Origin of the sequence: Flavobacterium aquicola (assembly GCF_003385115.1) — a bacterium.
Classification (GTDB): Bacteria; Bacteroidota; Bacteroidia; order Flavobacteriales; family Flavobacteriaceae; genus Flavobacterium; species Flavobacterium aquicola.
On the sequence record NZ_QUNI01000002.1, the window covers coordinates 196,746 to 214,771 of the forward strand.

11 protein-coding genes are annotated in these 18,026 nt (G+C 35.4%); 2 read left to right on the forward strand and 9 right to left on the reverse strand.

Annotation, left to right across the window (positions count from 1 at the left end; genetic code table 11):
• Positions 1 to 258 precede the first annotated feature (258 nt).
• The 9 genes from C8P67_RS03480 to C8P67_RS03520 all read right to left on the reverse strand — a co-directional run bounded on the left by C8P67_RS03480 (position 259) and on the right by C8P67_RS03520 (position 14,934).
• Positions 259 to 1,845, reverse strand: coding sequence for a M61 family metallopeptidase (locus tag C8P67_RS03480; RefSeq protein WP_170141404.1), 1,587 nt, complete (start codon positions 1,843 to 1,845; stop codon positions 259 to 261).
• 8 nt (positions 1,846 to 1,853) lie between these two features.
• Positions 1,854 to 4,250, reverse strand: a complete 2,397-nt coding sequence (locus C8P67_RS03485) for a glycoside hydrolase family 127 protein (RefSeq protein WP_115810448.1) — start codon at positions 4,248 to 4,250, stop codon at positions 1,854 to 1,856.
• A 55-nt stretch (positions 4,251 to 4,305) separates the two neighbouring features.
• Positions 4,306 to 5,715 (reverse strand): APC family permease, encoded by a 1,410-nt coding sequence (locus tag C8P67_RS03490; protein WP_115810450.1) that lies wholly within the window; start codon positions 5,713 to 5,715, stop codon positions 4,306 to 4,308.
• A gap of 182 nt (positions 5,716 to 5,897) precedes the next feature.
• Complete coding sequence (locus C8P67_RS03495) at positions 5,898 to 7,148, reverse strand: NAD(P)/FAD-dependent oxidoreductase (protein WP_115810452.1); 1,251 nt, start codon at positions 7,146 to 7,148, stop codon at positions 5,898 to 5,900.
• Between the two features lie 24 nt (positions 7,149 to 7,172).
• Entirely contained in the window at positions 7,173 to 8,957 is a 1,785-nt protein-coding gene (locus C8P67_RS03500; RefSeq protein ID WP_211319883.1) for a DUF885 family protein, read from the reverse strand.
• Between the two features lie 55 nt (positions 8,958 to 9,012).
• A complete protein-coding gene (locus tag C8P67_RS03505; RefSeq protein ID WP_115810454.1) occupies positions 9,013 to 11,304 on the reverse strand; it encodes a S9 family peptidase in 2,292 nt (763 codons plus the stop codon).
• A gap of 46 nt (positions 11,305 to 11,350) precedes the next feature.
• Entirely contained in the window at positions 11,351 to 12,361 is a 1,011-nt protein-coding gene (locus C8P67_RS03510) for a 4-hydroxyproline epimerase (RefSeq protein ID WP_115810456.1), read from the reverse strand.
• A 3-nt stretch (positions 12,362 to 12,364) separates the two neighbouring features.
• The gene (locus C8P67_RS03515; protein WP_115810458.1) at positions 12,365 to 13,948 is read right to left on the reverse strand and encodes an aldehyde dehydrogenase (NADP(+)); all 1,584 of its coding nucleotides are present in this window, start codon (positions 13,946 to 13,948) and stop codon (positions 12,365 to 12,367) included.
• A gap of 71 nt (positions 13,949 to 14,019) precedes the next feature.
• Complete coding sequence (locus C8P67_RS03520; RefSeq protein ID WP_115810460.1) at positions 14,020 to 14,934, reverse strand: dihydrodipicolinate synthase family protein; 915 nt, start codon at positions 14,932 to 14,934, stop codon at positions 14,020 to 14,022.
• A 183-nt stretch (positions 14,935 to 15,117) separates the two neighbouring features.
• Between C8P67_RS03520 and C8P67_RS03525 the strand changes: the two genes are divergently transcribed.
• On the forward strand, positions 15,118 to 15,969 hold the full coding sequence (locus C8P67_RS03525) for an AraC family transcriptional regulator (protein WP_115810462.1): 852 nt from the start codon (positions 15,118 to 15,120) through the stop codon (positions 15,967 to 15,969).
• Between the two features lie 297 nt (positions 15,970 to 16,266).
• Positions 16,267 to 18,018: a M1 family metallopeptidase gene (locus tag C8P67_RS03530; RefSeq protein WP_245980364.1), complete on the forward strand. Its 1,752-nt coding sequence runs from the start codon at positions 16,267 to 16,269 to the stop codon at positions 18,016 to 18,018.
• The last annotated feature ends 8 nt before the right edge of the window (positions 18,019 to 18,026 follow it).

The window sequence follows — 18,026 nt, forward strand, 5'->3', positions numbered from 1 at the left end:
TAATAATAATTCATACTTATTAATGATATAAGTAAAAAATAAAGGAAGCCTGCAAAAAATTAACATCTTAAAATTTTACACATTATAAAACCTTTTACAAAAAAAATTATCAAAAGACAAATAAAAAAGACCATTACATCATATTAAAATAATTTATGATGTGATGGTCTTTTTTAATTCGGAACTATCTATTTCAAAGGTATTTCAGGAATTTCAACACCCAAGTCAATTGTTTTTACATTTCAATAAATGAATAAATTATTTACTGCTCAGCCAAGACTGTAACATCTTTTGCTGCGTATCATTGACTGAATCCAAAAACTGGAACGAGTACTTTTTTGTTTTAGAATCAGAATCTAATTGTACTTTCATTTTTAAACCAGCATAGGATAAATACTTGTCATAATTAATCTCTTTCGTAGTGTAAACGTACTCAAATACATCTGCCAGTGAGATTCCTGCAATGGTTTCGCAGGCATTCTGGAATTCAGCATCTGTAAATCCGCGTTGTAATTTTTTATAGTATTCCCAATAAAGAAACTGCATCACATTGTCCAAAGATTTTTTGTTCTGCGTTGCCTGACGAATGGCAAAATCAAGAATCAGGCCTGCAGCAGGTCCTTTTTCATAATACGATATTGCTCTATTGGCATCTTCTCCTTGTTTTCCAAAAGGCCCGTCACTCCAGGTTTCATAACTAGCCTGCGTTAATGACTGATAAAATCTGCCTGGGCTGTTTTCAAAAGCGTTAATACTGCCCTCGAAATAATTAAATAAAGTCTGATCACTTACAAGTCCCGCTCTTTTTACAATTAGGTATTCATAATACACAGACAGTCCTTCGCTTACCCATAAAAGGTTTGTTTTACTGCCTTTATCATAATCAAATGGTCCTAATTCAAAAGGTCTTATTCTTTTTACGTTATAGTGATGAAAATATTCATGAGCCAAAAAATTCATCATGGTATTCATGGCATCAGGATTGTCTAATCCGTTTCCATCAAAACTTATAGTTGTATTATTTAAGTGTTCAATACCGCCCTGACCAGGACCGATTCCTATAAATGTATATTGCTTGTATGGAATATCGCCGATAATCGCTGCTGCAGATTCTACTACTTTCTTTAAATTATTCATGAAAGTAATTTTATCAAAACTGCCCAATTTATATCCAATGAAACGGTGCTCAATTCCATTCACTTTGAATGATGGCAATTCTTCTAAATCACCAATTAAAAGAGGACAATCATACAAAATATCGAAATCAGGTGCTGTGAATTCATTCTCTTTTCCTGCGGCCTGATCTAAACCTGTTGCTATTTTGAATCCTTTTTTAACTCCCGATATTTTTACAGAAACAGGAATATTTATATGTCCGTTGATATACACAAACAAACTATTTGGGATAATATAAGCATGCGTCTCATCTAGATAACTATTGGCAACAAACTGCTTATCGGCTTTTACATCGTAGCTCAATGTAAATGGTCTTCCTTTTTCAGTTTTAATCTGCCATGTATTTTCATTTATGTTTTTTACAGCCAGATTTTCACTATTGCTTTTGGTTGCAAAATTCTCCACCATTTTACTATAACTCATTATTTGATAATAGCCTGGCATCCAATTTGGCATTTTGAAATCAATAGTCTCCTCTTTCCAGCCCGAGCAGCTAAGTTCAACATGAAAATAATGATTCTCAGGATTTGGCATGGAAACTGTATACCTCAAAACAGGGTTTATAGATTGTGCTTGTGCAGTATTATTTACAATAAAAAATACATTCAATGATAAAACAAAAAGAAATATAGTTCTGTATTTATTATATATGGCTGATAGATTTTTCATGAATTTCACTAATTTACAATCCATTCATGAATCCCCGATGATTTATCAACTGGCAATTGCACTTCCATCTTTAAAGCTGTAGTTGTTACAGGTTCAAATTGTACTGAATTATATTTATCCTTAGCTATTTCAGAAATAGAGATGTTCTTTACAGGAACCCATTCCTCTCCTTTTTTATAAAATAACTTCCATGATGCTGGAACTGCACAGCCACCCCAAGGCGTATCATCATACCAATACACTCGGGAAGATGAAACTGTATAGGCTTTATCAAAATCATATTGTACAAATTCGGCTGAATTATTTTTTGGCCACCAATGTAAATAATTAGCCTCTTTATCAGCAGAATTAGCCGGCTCGTATTGGTCGTTTAAAGCTTTTAGCATTAATTTACTTCTGGATGAAGAACTTACCACACTTCGTGATGCAATAGTACTCGCAGGTTTTGGATTTGATGCAGATGCCTCATACGGAATCCAAACTTCCATTTCATTGCTTCCTCTGTTATTCCAAGCATAATAAGGAATAGCATTTACCACACTTTTGGTCTGTTTTAGTTCTTCGCTGTTCTCTATTCTGCTGGAAGTTAAACCTACTGTCGAAAGTTCTAAAATACCATTTAACTTGTCTGCTTTATAACTCTCCGTTACAGCAGCATTTTTATCTACAACAATACTCTGCACACTTTTGTCCGGCTGATCAAATCCTTCAAGGCAGTACACAATAGGTCCTTTCTGCAATGCAAACCTATCAGTATCTGATTTTACATTCTCGTTTGCAAGTACTTTTTGAATTGGCATAGGAAAATCTACAATTACTTTATCTCCTTTGGCCCATTTACGATTAATAACAGCATAGCCTTTCTCAACAGTATAATCTATTTTTTTTCCATTCACTGAAATAGGAATCTGTACAGAATTACTATCTGTAAAACGGTATAAATCACTGGATACCGGCTTGTTTACTGCCCAGCCTGGTATACGGATGTGTACTGAAAAACTCGCCGTTTTGGAAGGATCTACATTCAATGCAACACTTCCGTTCCAAGGGTAATTTGTCTGCTGTGTTAATGAAACTTTTGCAGCATCAAGATTTACATCCATTGTATTGCTCATAAAAAGATTTACATATAAATCATTTGCGTTGTGAGCATAAACATAACCTGGAACTGATGGCAAAAATCTAGTAACATTAGAGATACAGCAGGCACAGCTAAACCATTCTCCACGCTGATGCTGCCCCAATGAAGCTAAAGGATTTGGATAGAAAAAATGATCCCCGCTTAATGAAACACCAGACAGTAAACCATTATATAAAGTGCGTTCCAGAACATCAATATATTTTGAATCTCCATGCAGTAAAAACATTCTTAAATTCCAATATACATTACCAATCGATGCACATGTTTCTGCATAAGCTGACATATTAGGCAATTCGTATGCTGCACCAAATGCTTCTCCCGCTCCAGTAGCTCCTATTCCTCCTGTAATGTATAGTTTTGTATCGACTACATCGCCCCAGATATTATCAATGGAACTAAGGTATTGCTTATTACCCGTTAACGCAGCTACATCAGCCATACCCGTGTACATATATGCCGCACGAACTGCATGACCTACTGCAGTTTTTTGATCCACTACTTTTTTATCGGCCTGATTGTATGTATCTCCTCCAGGTCCTCGAACATCCAAAAAGAATTTGGCTAAATCAAGGTATTTTTTTTCTTTGGTAACACGATATAATTTTACCAAACCCATTTCTACAATCTGGTGTCCTGGATAAATCTGCAATTTTCCCTGACCAAAATCCTTAACTAATAAATCCGCATTTTTTATTGCCACATTCAGCAGCGTACGTTTTCCTGTCGCTGTAAAATGAGCGGTTGCTGCTTCATATAAATGTCCCGCGTTATAAAGTTCATGGCTAAGATCTTCATCTTTTACCCAGCGCTTATCTCCTATCCAGTCATGCGGATGCTCGGCATGAACAGTTCTAAAAGTATACAAATAACCGTCTGGTTCCTGTGCTGCAGCAATTATTCCAACTAAAGTATCCAGCTGTTTTTCCAGAATAGGATTTTTTTTAACCTGCAGTCCATAAGATGCTCCTTCTATCAATTTATATACATCGGTATCATCAAAAGGAAATTCGGTAAGTTTATCTCCAGGAATTGTTTTCGAAGCTCTCAAAAAATTATTGATCCGCCCCGTTTCCCTGCACTTTTTTAAAATATAAGGAATAGTAACCGATGCATTAACTTCAATCTTTGGTTTCCAAAAATCATCTGTCAAATGAACGTGTGTAAAATCCACTGGCTGAATTGGATAATCATTCTTTTGAGAATAGGCTACGCTGCTTATCCCTATCAAAATTGTCAATGCGGTCTTTTTTATATTCGGTATCATTATAGAAATGTTTTAATCGTTAATGTTTGATTACTCAGCCACGCTTAGCTGTAATTTACTTTCCTTTATTTACGAAGTAGTAATAAATTGGAATTCCTAAGAGCACTATTGCTAATCCTGGCAGAGAAGAATTGTACTTGTATATTAATAACATAATGCAGATGCTGGAAGCTGCAAGGATATAAATAGCAGGTAATACTGGATATCCAATTGCTTTGTACGGTCTTTCTAATTCCGGTTTTGTTTTTCTTAATCTAAAAATACCCGCTATGGTTAAAATGTAAAAAATTAAAACAACAAATATTACATAATCCAGCAGTTCATTGTATTTACCGCTTAAACAAAGCACCGATGCCCAAATACACTGAATCCACAATGCTTTTCCAGGGACTCCATTTTTATTCAGTTTTGATAATTTTTTAAAAAACAGACCATCTTTAGCCATTCGGTGATAGACTCTTGCTCCTGAAAGTATCAATCCGTTATTACAGCCAAAAGTAGAAATCATCAATAATACAGCGATAATATAAGTTCCTGAGCTTCCAAAAATATGCTGGGAAGCGACAACACCAACGCGGTCATTTTCAGCATGTGCAATCTCGTCCAGTGTAAGTACTGACAAGTACATCATATTAGTTGCAACATAAATAATAGTTACAATCAGCGTTCCAAGAAAAAGGCTTCGGCCAATGTTTTTAGAAGGATTTTTTATTTCGCGGGCAATAAACGTAACATTATTCCATGAATCACTGCTAAACAAACTGCCAACAAGACTCGCCGCAACAGCTCCCATTATTGCAAATCCCGAATACGGAACAAGTGTATTTCCTTCTAACTTATTTATCGAAAAACCGGAACTCCAATTCGCTTTCCAAATATCAGCTTTTGCTCCCAGTATAAAACCAAAAATGATAAGACCAAACAAGGCAATCAGCTTTACCATTGTAAAAACGGTCTGGATAATTTTCCCTTCTTTAACCCCTCTGGTATTAACATACGTAAGAAAAACAACTAGAATAATAGAGGTTAACTGCGCAGCTGATATCTGTAAAATTCCTAAATCTAAAATTATATTATTCTCACTCAAGGAAGGAAAAACATAAGCTGCAAATTTGCTGAAAGCAACACCAACCGCAGCAATAGAACCCGTTTGTATTACTGCGAAAAAACTCCAGCCGTATAAAAACCCTGTAAGCGAATTAAAAGATTCTCTTAAATAAACGTACTGCCCTCCGGCTTTTGGAAACATACTGCTTAATTCTCCATAGCTCAAAGCCGCCGCTATTGTAAGGAAACCTGTAAGCAGCCATACCAGCAGTAAAGCACCAGCCGATCCTACATTGCGGACAATATCAGCACTTACTATAAAAATTCCTGATCCAATCATTGATCCAGCAACTATCATAGTTGCATCTAATAAGCCTAGTGACCGCTTAAAATTGTTTTTCTTTGTTGAAGATTTCATTTGTAGGTTGGTTAGTTATTTACTTTTTTTCATTTGTACTGCCTGGATGATGCAGTATTACTTTTTAAAATTTGGATTTAAAGATCCCTAAATCTTTTTCAATGGAACAACGATGATGGGTAATAAATTATACTATTAATTTACACCAGAAAGTCAATCAGTATGAAAGGAACCACCCTTTTTTAATTAAATCTTTCTACGTCAAATGCTTTAATATCAATACTGGTCGGTTCTCTATTAATTAATTGAGAAACTAATTTTCCCGTACCAGGACCAAGACTAAGCCCCATCATTGAATGTCCCGTTGCTATAACAACATTATTATATTTTTTTATTTTACCGATGTAAGGAAGCCCATCTGCAGAACAAGGTCGGTAACCATACCAAATATCCTCTTGCAATGGTTTCTCTATATCAAATTCCGGCAGAAAATCTTTTACCGCTTTTAGCACACCTTCTATACGGCCGTACTGAGGTTTTGCTGTCGTAGGAACAACTTCCATTGTACCTCCAAATCTAATTTTATTGCCATCCATAGGTGTAATGGCTACTCTTCCTTCGGCAAGAATCATTGGATGATTAACTTTATAAATAGAGTTTTCTAATGTTAAAGAGTAGCCTCGCCCTGGCATCAGCGATATTTTTGCACCAACTAATTCAGCTATTTCTTTACTCCAGGCTCCTGTTGCAATAACAACATCATCAGCTGTATACGCTTCTTTATTTGTGATTACTTTTGTAACTGCTCCGTTCTCTTTTTCGAAAGAAGCTGCTGTTTCTCCATATTTAAAAGTAACCCCATTAGCCAATAAATATTCTTTTAAAACTTTCATCAGTTTGTCCGGATACACATGAGCATCACATTTAAACTGTAAAGCACCTATCGCATTAATTTTTGCCTGTGGCTCTAATGCCTGCAATTCGCTGTAATCTAATAAACTTACATCCAATCCCAGCTGATGTGCTTTTTCAACTGTATGATGAGCATGTTTTGCCACGGCTTCTGTCTGAAAAACTTCGAGCATACCTTTGTGTTCGTAGCCAAATTCAAAACCTGGAATTTTATTCCATGCCTCAAATTCGTGCTGGCTTAATAATGAAATATCACGCAGCGGTATTGCAGACTTAATTACATTTGTTTCAGTGGCGCTTTTTGCAAAATTCAAACCCCAATCAATTAGTGCTTTATTAAATGACGGCTTTACATAAAAAGGACTTTTTGGGTTAAACATCCATTTGAAGCCCTGCCATATAATTCCTGGCGCGGCCAACGGTATAAAATGGCTGGGACATACGTATCCTGCATTTCCATAGGAACAGTTATTTTCAAAATTATCTTTATCGATAACGGTGACTTTACAGCCACTCTGCTGCAAATAAAATGCTGAACTAAGTCCTATAATTCCTCCGCCAATAACTATAACATTTTTCATAACTAAATTCTTTATCTGGTTTTATTAAAATTTGTAAAATTTCCAAGTGGTTTTAAAATCCCTCTGCAAAGGCTGATTGGTCAGCAATGCTCTCAATAATTCAATTGGCATTGCATTTTCATGCAAAATGGCATCGTGATATTCCTTGTAACTCATTTTTCCGTTTACAACCAATTCATTTTTTAATGCCGTAAACTGCAATCCGCCTATCATATAGGCAATTTGGTATAGAGGACTGTATCCGCCCACAAATGAGCGGCGAACTTCGCCTTCGGCATTGGCGCGTTCATGACCAACTCTGTCCACCAAAAAATCAATACACTGCTGCGGTGTCCATTTCCCTAAATGATAGTTCAGCGAAAAAATAATTCGGGCGCAACGGTGCATACGCCAAAACAGCATGCCGATTTTATCCTGAGGTGTTTGAGGGAATTTTAAATCCCATAACAGCATTTCCCAGTATAATGAGTTTCCTTCGACCCAAAATGGCGTATCAAAATGACGGTATGCTTTATATCTGTCTCTCATAAACTGCTGCAGATGATGACCTGCAATTAACTCATGATGTATTGTTGCTCTTGAAAAATTCGGGTTATTGCCACGCATGCTCATCATTTTTTCGCCATACGACATACTGCTCGTTGGATAAGAAACAATAAGAGATTCTCCTCCCAGAAAAAACGGATTTACTTTTTGCGCTTCAGGAGACATCATGTACATTCTCCAGGTTTCTTCGGCAATTGGCGGAATTGTTAAAAGATTATTCGTTTTTAAAAAATCCACAGACTGATTGTATAAATCCAGCATTGCCTGTGGCTGATCTCCAGGTGCTACATATGAATTTTTTACTTTTTCCTGAGCGGCTTTCCAGTTATCTCCAAAACCCATTTCGCGGGAAGCTTTCAATAATTCAGCATCGCACCACGCAAATTCCTTGTTAGCAATAGCAACTAATTCTTCCGGCGAATACGGAATAAATTCTGTCTGTAACTGACGTATTATTTCGTCTCTCCCGATTGGATTCCCAATAATACCGCTTCCATCATCTTTTTGAATACTTGTTTCTACTTTTTTTGACTTTAATAAAACTGCGTATTCTCCTAATACAGCATCAAGTTCCGTATATGTTTTGGGTACCCACCAGGAAAACAAAGGATCATAACCATTGTAGAAATCGTAATAATTCTTTAAAATATTCTGTAAGCCTTTTGTGTGTGATACTGCAAGTTCTGAAGCGGCTTTGTCAAGACCTTCGGATTTATTTACAATTTTTATCTGCTCACCAACAGCCTTGCGTAAATCTTCCATTTCTTTGGCAACAGCTTCGGCATTTACTTTAATTCCTCTGCGGCGCGGTTTTTCCAGTGTATATATTTTTTCTTCAAAAGGAAAATATTTTTTTATTCTTTCATACGTTTTCTGTTGCTGCTGTAATTCATACTGTTCGCTGTTTAAATTTCTGTTGAATAAAATATAATCTACTTTGCCATTGTTGCTCATGGCATCAAAATTTAAACTCTCTAATTGTTTTTTATAATCTGCTATCAGCTGCTGCAGACGCGTTCTTCGTTCCGGAGTATTGTAATTGCTTGGATCGTATTGAACTCCATAAGTATCAGCAGTACTATTAGTCGAATAAAAACGCATAATGCTTCCTTTATCGGCATCATAATGAACCATCGCATTATTTACTTCACTGGTCTGCAGATATAAATCACTATTGAAATTCTGGGCAATCACAGGTGTTACTGCCAATGCTAAAAGCATTGTAAAAATCAAAGCGATATTATTTTTAAAGAATTTAATCATAAGTGTTTTTATATTATAATTTGAAAAGCTCCTGTACAGAAAAATATTCCTTAAATTATTGATTTAACTCATTGCTGTTGCGGTCTGGAGGATCTACTCCCAATAAATGTTTTACAAAAAAATCACGTTTTTTTAATCTTCCATAAGGTCCACCATCACTGTGTCCCATGCCTGGCACTGGTAAAAATTCAAAAGTCTTTCCTGATTTAATCAATGCATCGGCTACACGATAAGTAGATTCCGGCGGTACATTTTCATCGGCTTCGCCAACAATCAATAATAAATCACCTGACAATTTGCTGGCATTAGTAACATTCGACTGTTCTTCATAATGTTTGTCAACGGGATAACCCATCCATTGTTCATTCCACCATTGCTTGTCAACACGATTATCATGGCATCCGCATGCGGCAACACCTGCTTTGTAAAACTCAGGATGAAATAATAATCCGCCTAAAGCATTTTGTCCTCCTGCAGAAGTCCCATATAATCCTACTCTGGAATCATCAACATATTGATATTTTTTTGCCAAAGCTTTTATCCAAAGAATTCTATCTTCAAAACCTGCGTCTTTCAAATTTTTCCAGCACACATCATGAAAAGCTTTGGAACGATTTGCAGTTCCCATACCATCAATCTGCACAACAATAAATCCCAGCTGCGCTAAGCTCTGCATTTCGGTAGTGTATCGATCCATAAAGTTTTTTGGTACAAAAGAATCCTGTGGGCCAGCGTAAATACTCTCAATTACAGGGTATTTTTTATTTGGATCAAAATTAGCAGGACGGCAGATTATACCCCAAATATCGGTTATTCCATCTCTGCCTTTTGCGTGAAATGGTTCTGGTAAAGACATTCCTGTTGCTAAATAGTCTGAAGCATCGGATTTTTCAATATCCATTATTTTTTTTCCATCCAAAGTACGGTGAAGTTCAATAATGGTTGGAATATTAGGTTCTGAATAGGAATCTAAGTAATACTGTTTATTTGGTGAAAAAGCTACGTTATGATTCCCTTTGGCCTGAGTAAGACCGATTAATTTTTTTCCGTCAAAACTAATACGGTAATTATGAATGTAATAAGGATCTTCGCCGGCATTCATTCCGCTTGCCGAAAACCATATTTCTCTTTTGTTTTCATCAATACTGTCAACACTTCTTACAACCCATTCCCCTTTGGTAATCTGATTTTCTTTTCCATTCAGACCATCAACTAAATACAGATGCCTCCACCCGTCTTTCTCCGAAGTCATTACAACTTCATTGCTTTTTTTCAGATAATGTGTAAATAATCGGGATTCGTAAATAAAAGTTTTAGCCTTTTCGTCAACTATCGAACGTGTTTCAGCAGTTTGAGTATTTACTTCAAATATTCGGAAACGCTGATGACCGCGATCAACTTTTTCATACGTAAAATAACCTGCATCTCCATTTCTCCAATGCAATTCGGGTGCATCGAAAAAATCAATTACAGGAGTATTTACTTTTGAAACTTTTTGATTTTCGACATGAAACAAAAACATTTCATAAGTTGTAAAAGGATCTCCCGGCTGTTTATACGGATTAGAACGTAACTGTCCGCGGGTAGTATTTGCCACTGAAGTTAGAACATAATGAACTGGTAAATCAACAATAGGAGTTATATGATACCCAACAATGTATTTACTGTCCGGAGACCATGCCAAAGAACCGTATGGTTTTTCTTTGGTGCCGTCTTTTGTAAACTGAACTGCTTCTCCTCCGCTAACCGGTTTAACAAATACATTATTGTCTTTGATGAAAGCCAGCCATTTTTTATTGGGTGAAATTGTATCTGTTCTAAAAGATTCCCATCTTGCCCATTGATTGTTAAAACCAGAATACTTTTTAAGATCTTTAGCTAATGCCGTTATTTTTTTAATACTGTAATCTGATAATGAAACTTCAAAATAGCTCTTGTCATATTTTAAAGCAATTGAGTTTGCTTTAGCATCATAATTTAAACTGTCAATAACCAGACTTTTTTGAGGAAGCGTTTTTCCTGTAATCTCACTTAAAGCTTTTTTGAGTTTAAGTTCTTCAAACAGTTTACTTTTTACTCCTTTTGAAGCATCAGCCAAGATATATTCCCTAACACTGTCCTTTAAAATATTACAGTACCAGAATGTATTTCCGTCTTTTTGCCAATGCGCATTTACTCTTGTTTTAAAAACTTTATTTTTGACCGCTTCGTCCAACTTTGATGCTTGCCTGTACCGCTCTAAAATTTCAGATTTTGAAGGCTTGTAAGGAACAATCTCTTTATTCTGGGCATAAAAATTACAACTTAGAAATATTAGCAAAAAAGCAATGGGTAAATTATTTTTCATATTCACAGGATAAAGAGACTCTACTATTTATTTAATTCTATACAGGCTATAATACTTGAAATCCATGAGCATAAGGGTCATCTTCATCATCAATTATTATGGTATTGTAACCATAAACTTTTGCCCAGCCTTGAATACTTGGAACAATTGCTTTAATGTCGCCAATACTGGTTTCCTCTTCAATACGCCCGATAAATTTGCTTCCTATGTAACTTTCATGGACAAATTCTTCGCCCATTTTCAGAAGACCTTTAGCATGGAGCTGCGCAATTCTTGCTGAAGTTCCAGTTCCGCATGGCGAACGGTCTATCGCTTTGTCTCCATAAAAAACAGCATTTCGACCTGATGAAGTTGGATCCAAAGGAGATCCTGTCCATAACATATGACTTACATCCCGTATCGTATCATTTTCGGGATGAATGAATAAATCAGGATATTTTTCATTAATTTTTTTTCTGACTACCTGACTGTACTGTACAATTTTGCTTGCTGTAAAATCCTGAACTCCTGAGAAATTTTTCTGAGGATCAACAATCGCATAATAGTTTCCTCCATAGGCAACATCAAACACTAATTCGCCTAATTCGGGGCAGTCTATTGTTAAACCTTCGGCAGCTAAATACGATTTGACATTCGTCAGTTTTACCCATTCTACCTTTTTATCTACCTGCTTGTATTCAATTTTCACCAAACCAGCAGGAGCTTCCATGTTTATTTTGCCTGCTGTTTTTGGCGTTACCAAACCTTCTTCAATAGCAATAGTTATAGTTCCTATTGTACCGTGACCGCACATTGGCAGACAGCCGGATGTTTCGATAAACAAAATACCAAAATCATTATCAGGATTGCTTGGCGGGAATAAAATACTCCCGCTCATCATGTCATGACCTCTTGGTTCAAACATTAAACCTTTGCGAATCCAATCGTATTCTTTCAAAAAATGCTGCCGCTTTTCGCTCATGTCTGCCCCAATTAAATTAGGACCTCCGCCAGCAACGACACGCACCGGGTTACCGCAAGTATGTGCATCTACACAAAAAAATGTTTTTCTTGCCATTTTTTAAACTGGATTATTTGTTTGAACATTATTAACTAATCTGGAAATTCCGAGAGGATTTTCATTCTGAAGCGCTTCAGGTAATTGTGCATCAGGCCAGTTTTGATAACTGAAAGGTCTAACCCATCTTTTGATGGAATCAATCCCAACCGCAGTAAATCGGGAATCAGAAGAAGACGGATAAGGTCCTCCGTGAACCATAGCTGGGCAAACTTCAACACCTGTAGGCATTCCGTTAAAAATGATTCGTCCAACGCGATTTCCTAAAGCATCTACAACTGATTCAAAATTATCAATCTCATTATCTTCTGCTAAAATTGTACCTGTTAACTGGCCTTCGAGTTTATTTATTATAGCAACCAGTTCCGATTCATTTTCACACTGCACTACAATTGAAAAAGGTCCAAAAACCTCTTTATGCAGCACAGGATTTTCTAAAAAGTCTTTGCCTGACACAGTTAGTATTTTTTGCAATGCGTAATTTGGATTCTCACTTTCATCATAAGCCGCTACAACCTGTACTCCAATTTGTGAACTTAGTTCTTGATTGTTGACCTTATAGTTTAAATGAATTGATGGATTCAGCATACAGCTCGGAGCAATTTTTAAAATTTCGCTGGCAAGCTGCTCCGTAAACACCTTTAAATTTTCATCTTTAACAGCAAGGATTAAACCTGGATTAGTACAAAACTGTCCTGCTCCAAGAGTTACAGATCCCGCACAGGCACCTGCCCATTTCTCAGAATTTTGTTTTAAAACTTCTGGTAATATTACGACAGGGTTTATACTTCCCATTTCAGCAAATACTGGAATTGGTTCCGGACGTTTTGCAGCTAAGTCATACAATGCACGGCCTCCTTTTATACTTCCTGTAAATCCTACTGCTTTTACTAATGGATCTTGTACTAACTGAACACCTACTTCAATACCGCTGCTGTTCAAGTTAGAAAAAACACCTTCTGGCATGTTTGTTTTTTGAGCCGCTTTTACAACTGCCGAAGCAACCATTTCGCTGGTTCCCGCATGCATTGGGTGACTTTTTACAATTACCGGACAGCCTGCAGCCAATGCAGATGCTGTATCACCGCCTGCTGTAGAATATGCAAACGGGAAATTACTGGATCCAAAAACAACGACGGTTCCTAATGGCCGCATCATTTTGCGGATATCAACTTTTGGCAATGGAACTCTGTCAGGAATAGCAGTATCAATTGTCGCTTCTACCCAGGAACCTTCTGCAACTAAGTCTGCAAAGGCATTCAGCTGACCAATAGTTCTGCCTCTTTCGCCTTCAGCTCTTCCTCTAGGCAGACCAGATTCCTGACAATATACGTCCAGTAAACTGTCTCCCAAAGCCAATATCTCTTCAGCAATTGTTCTGAGAAACAGTGCTTTTTCCTTACCAGTACATTTCTGGAAAGATAAAAATGCTTTGTTAGCAACAGTTGCCGCTAATTTAATTTCATCAGCCGTTGCTTCGGTAAACTGCCAAGGGTTCTCAATATTTAACTGCGGATTAAACGTTTTGAATGTTTTATCGCCGCTTGCCAGCAGCTGACTCCCAATGTAATTTTTTCCAGTAATCATTTATTCTATATTATGTGATTAGATAATGCTAATTTTAAGATTGAAAAGCTAATTTCAAAATGTATTAAAAACTACAGGCTTTTGTAGTCTGGAAGTACAGGTCTTGTTTTTAATGAACTATTAATGATATTCAATACTCTTTCTCTTTCAGCACCTATCAGCGGAAGTCTTGGAGCACGTACATATTCAGTTCCTAATCCTGCACCAACCTCGGCTAATTTAATGTTTTGAACTAATTGTGCATTAATATCTAGCTCCAGCAAAGGTAAAAACCAACGGTAAATAGTCAATGCTTCCTGAATACGTCCTGCTTTGGCCAATTTATAAATTGCAACTGTTTCTTCTGGAAAAGCATCTACTAATCCTCCAACCCATCCGTCAGCTCCCATAAGTAAACTCTCCAGTCCTAATGTATCAACTCCAGTAAGAACTTTAAGTCTGCTTCCAAAGCGATTAATTATTCTGGTTACATTTGAGATATCTCTTGTTGACTCTTTTACTGCTTGAATGTTGTCTAATTTCAAAAGCTCTTCAAACATATCTAAAGTAACTTCAATTTTATAATCAACCGGGTTGTTATAAATCATAATAGGTAATGAAGTACTTTTGGCAACTTCAGAAAAATATTGAACTGTTTCGAAATCCGTAGCTTTATAACGCATTGGAGGCAGCATCATCAATCCTCTTGCTCCATTAAGTTCTGCTGTATGGGCTGCTTCAATAGCACCTCGTGTTGTCTGTTCGGCAATGTTCATAATAACAGGAACTTTCCCGTCAACTATACGAACCGTTTCTAAAATTAACTCTTGTTTTTCCTCTTCCAAAAGAGTACTTGCTTCACCTAGAGTACCTCCAAGGATAACCCCTTCAATACCTGCATCTAATTGAGCATCAAGATTTTTTTGAAACATTTTAAAATCTAATTTGTCATCAGCTGTAAAATTTGTTGTGACAGCTGGCATTACACCTTTCCATTGAATATTCATAATTATATTGTTTTTTTATTTATTCAAAGATATTAAGCCATCAAAAAAAATTTAACTAGGGTTGTTATCTAAAACTGATACAATATTATCTCATTTGTAGCATTATACCAAAAAGTAGATTAATTTTAATTTATCTTTTATTTAATTTTATATCTTTCCAAAAAATATCTAAAAACATACTCAATGAAAGTTTTTCCATTTAAAATCCCCAAATCAAGTGAAGAGGCATTTATTTATCAAGAAGATAGAGAATTTATTTTTTATGATAAATACCATCAGCATGAAGAAATTCAGATTTGCTATATTAAAAAAGGAGAGGGTACTATTTTAGTAGGTGATATGATTTCTCAATATCATAAAGGAGACATATTTATATTAGGAAGCAACTTACCGCATGTTTTTAAAAGCGATCCATCCGAAAGTCATAAAATGTCTGTAATGCTTACCATCTTTTTTACAAAAAATGCATTTGGAAAAAACTTTTTTAATTTACCCGAATTAAATTCTATTGAACCTCTTTTTAATGCCATTAAAAATGGTGTACAGATAAAAAATGCAAAACCTTCCATAATCCGAAAATTTGAAAAATTTAAAGATGCAGATAAGTACGACCGTCTTATACTTTTTTTATATTTATTAAGATCCTTTAATTCGTCCGAAAAAACACCTCTTTCCAATTATGTTTTCAATAAACCTTTTACTGATGCGGAAGGAAAAAGAATGCAGATGGTTTTTGATTTTGTCATGAATAACTATAAAAAAAATATCACATTAGATGAAGTGGCCCAAATTGCTACTATGACAAAAAATGCTTTCTGCAAATATTTCAAAACAAGAACCAACAAAACATTTTTTCAGTTTTTAATCGAAATAAGAATTGAGCATGCTGCAAAACTATTGGTTAAAAACAAAGAATTATCTGTGATTGAAATATCGGAACTTAGCGGATTTAATAACATTTCCAATTTCAACAGAAAGTTTAAGGAAATAAAAAAGAAAACTCCTTTTGAATTTAAAAATTCGCTTTCTAATTAAACATAAAAGCAAAATCTCTAATAATATAATGACAGTTCTTTAAACATATATCAATAATCATTAACAAACAGTAAACGCGAATATTTTTTTTCTAATAATAAAGTAACCGATTTAACCACAGTTAATTTCAAAATTTTTAAAAACCCTTAACAATCGAAACTGTTTAAATATTAACAACCAATATTTACCTAGATTACAAAAAGTATCCTAAATTTATATTCTAAAATCAAAAAGGAATAATATAGTATTAGATATTGATAATAAAATCCGCCTTTCTCTATGTAAAACCACATACTTTTGGAAATAGCACCACTATTGACTGCCAAAAAATTAGTGCAGCCAAGAATAATCAAACATCTAAAAACTTACAACAGCATGAATAGAAAGCATTTATTCGTTTTTATATTACTAAGCATAAATCTAATTTCTTTTGGACAAAATCCGAAAGTATATACTCTTGCAGATACCTTAAGAGGAAGCATAACTCAAGAAAGACAATGGTGGGACGCATTGCGCTATGATATAACTGTAAAACCAGATTATAATAACAAAACAATTCAGGGCAGTAACTCTATAACTTACAAAGTAATCAAAGGAAAAAACAATACCAAAATGCAGATTGACCTGCAAAATCCTCTGGTTATTGACAGCGTCATACAATCTGGAAAAAAGTTGAGTTTTAAAAAAGAAGGAAGTGTCTGGTACATAGAAACACCTAAATCTAAAACAGGAACAACTCAAAAAATAGACATTTTTTATCAAGGAAAAGTTCATGAAGCAATAAATGCTCCTTGGGACGGAGGATGGATCTGGACCAAAGATGCACAAGGCAATCCATGGATGACTGTAGCCTGCCAGGGACTTGGCGCATCAGTATGGTATCCGTGTAAGGATCATCAAAGTGACGAACCAAATCAGGGTGCGAGTCTTACTATGATTGTTCCCAATACATTAACAGCTGTTGCAAATGGAAGATTAGAATTCAAAAAAGATAATAATGACGGAACTGCCACTTACAAATGGGGTGTTGTAAATCCTATCAGCAATTATTGCATTATTCCTTATATAGGCAAATATGTAAACTTTAAAGAAACTTATGCTGGTGAAAAAGGAAATTTGGACTTAAATTATTGGGTACTTGATTATAACTTGGAAAAAGCCAAAAGCTATATGCCCACAGAAGTGCATAATATGTTAAAAGCATTTGAATACTGGATGGGACCATATCCATTTTATGAAGACGGCTATCAGCTGATTGAAACTTCACATACCGGAATGGAGCATCAAAGTGCTGTTTCATATGGTAACCATTATAAACCTGGATATAGAGATAGAGATCTCTCTGGGACTGGATGGGGAATGAAATGGGATTTTATCATCATTCACGAAAGCGGTCATGAATGGTTTGGTAATAATATCACTACAAATGATTTAGCCGATATGTGGGTACATGAAGGATTTACAAATTACAGTGAAACTCTATTTGTAGATTACATTTTTGGAGAACAAGCTGGAAATGAATACAATGCCGGTACACGAAAAGGAATCGCAAATGACAGACCTATTATTCCTGATTATAATGTTAATGCTCAGGGAAGCGGTGACATGTATCCAAAAGGAGGTAATATGCTTCATTCAATACGTCATGGAATCGATACTGATGATTTGTTCCGAAAAGTAATCAGAGGATTAGGAAAAGATTTTTATCATCAGACAGTTACTTCTAAACAGGTTGAAAATTACGTTTCAAAACAACTTAATTTTAATTATGAAAAGGTATTTGACCAATATCTTAGAACGACACAGATTCCAAGCTTTGAGTTCTATTTTAATGAAGATAAATCTAAAGTTTTCTATCGCTATACGAACTGTGTAAAGGGATTTAATCTGCCTTTAACTTTAAAAAACAGTACTGCAAAAATCAAGATAATACCTTCAGATAGCTGGCAGAATATTTCTTTGACAAAAGACCAGCAATCGTTGTTTAATGTCGAAGCTATTACTAAAATGTATTATATAAATCCAGTTTCAGTAACAGCCGTAAAATAGAAATATAT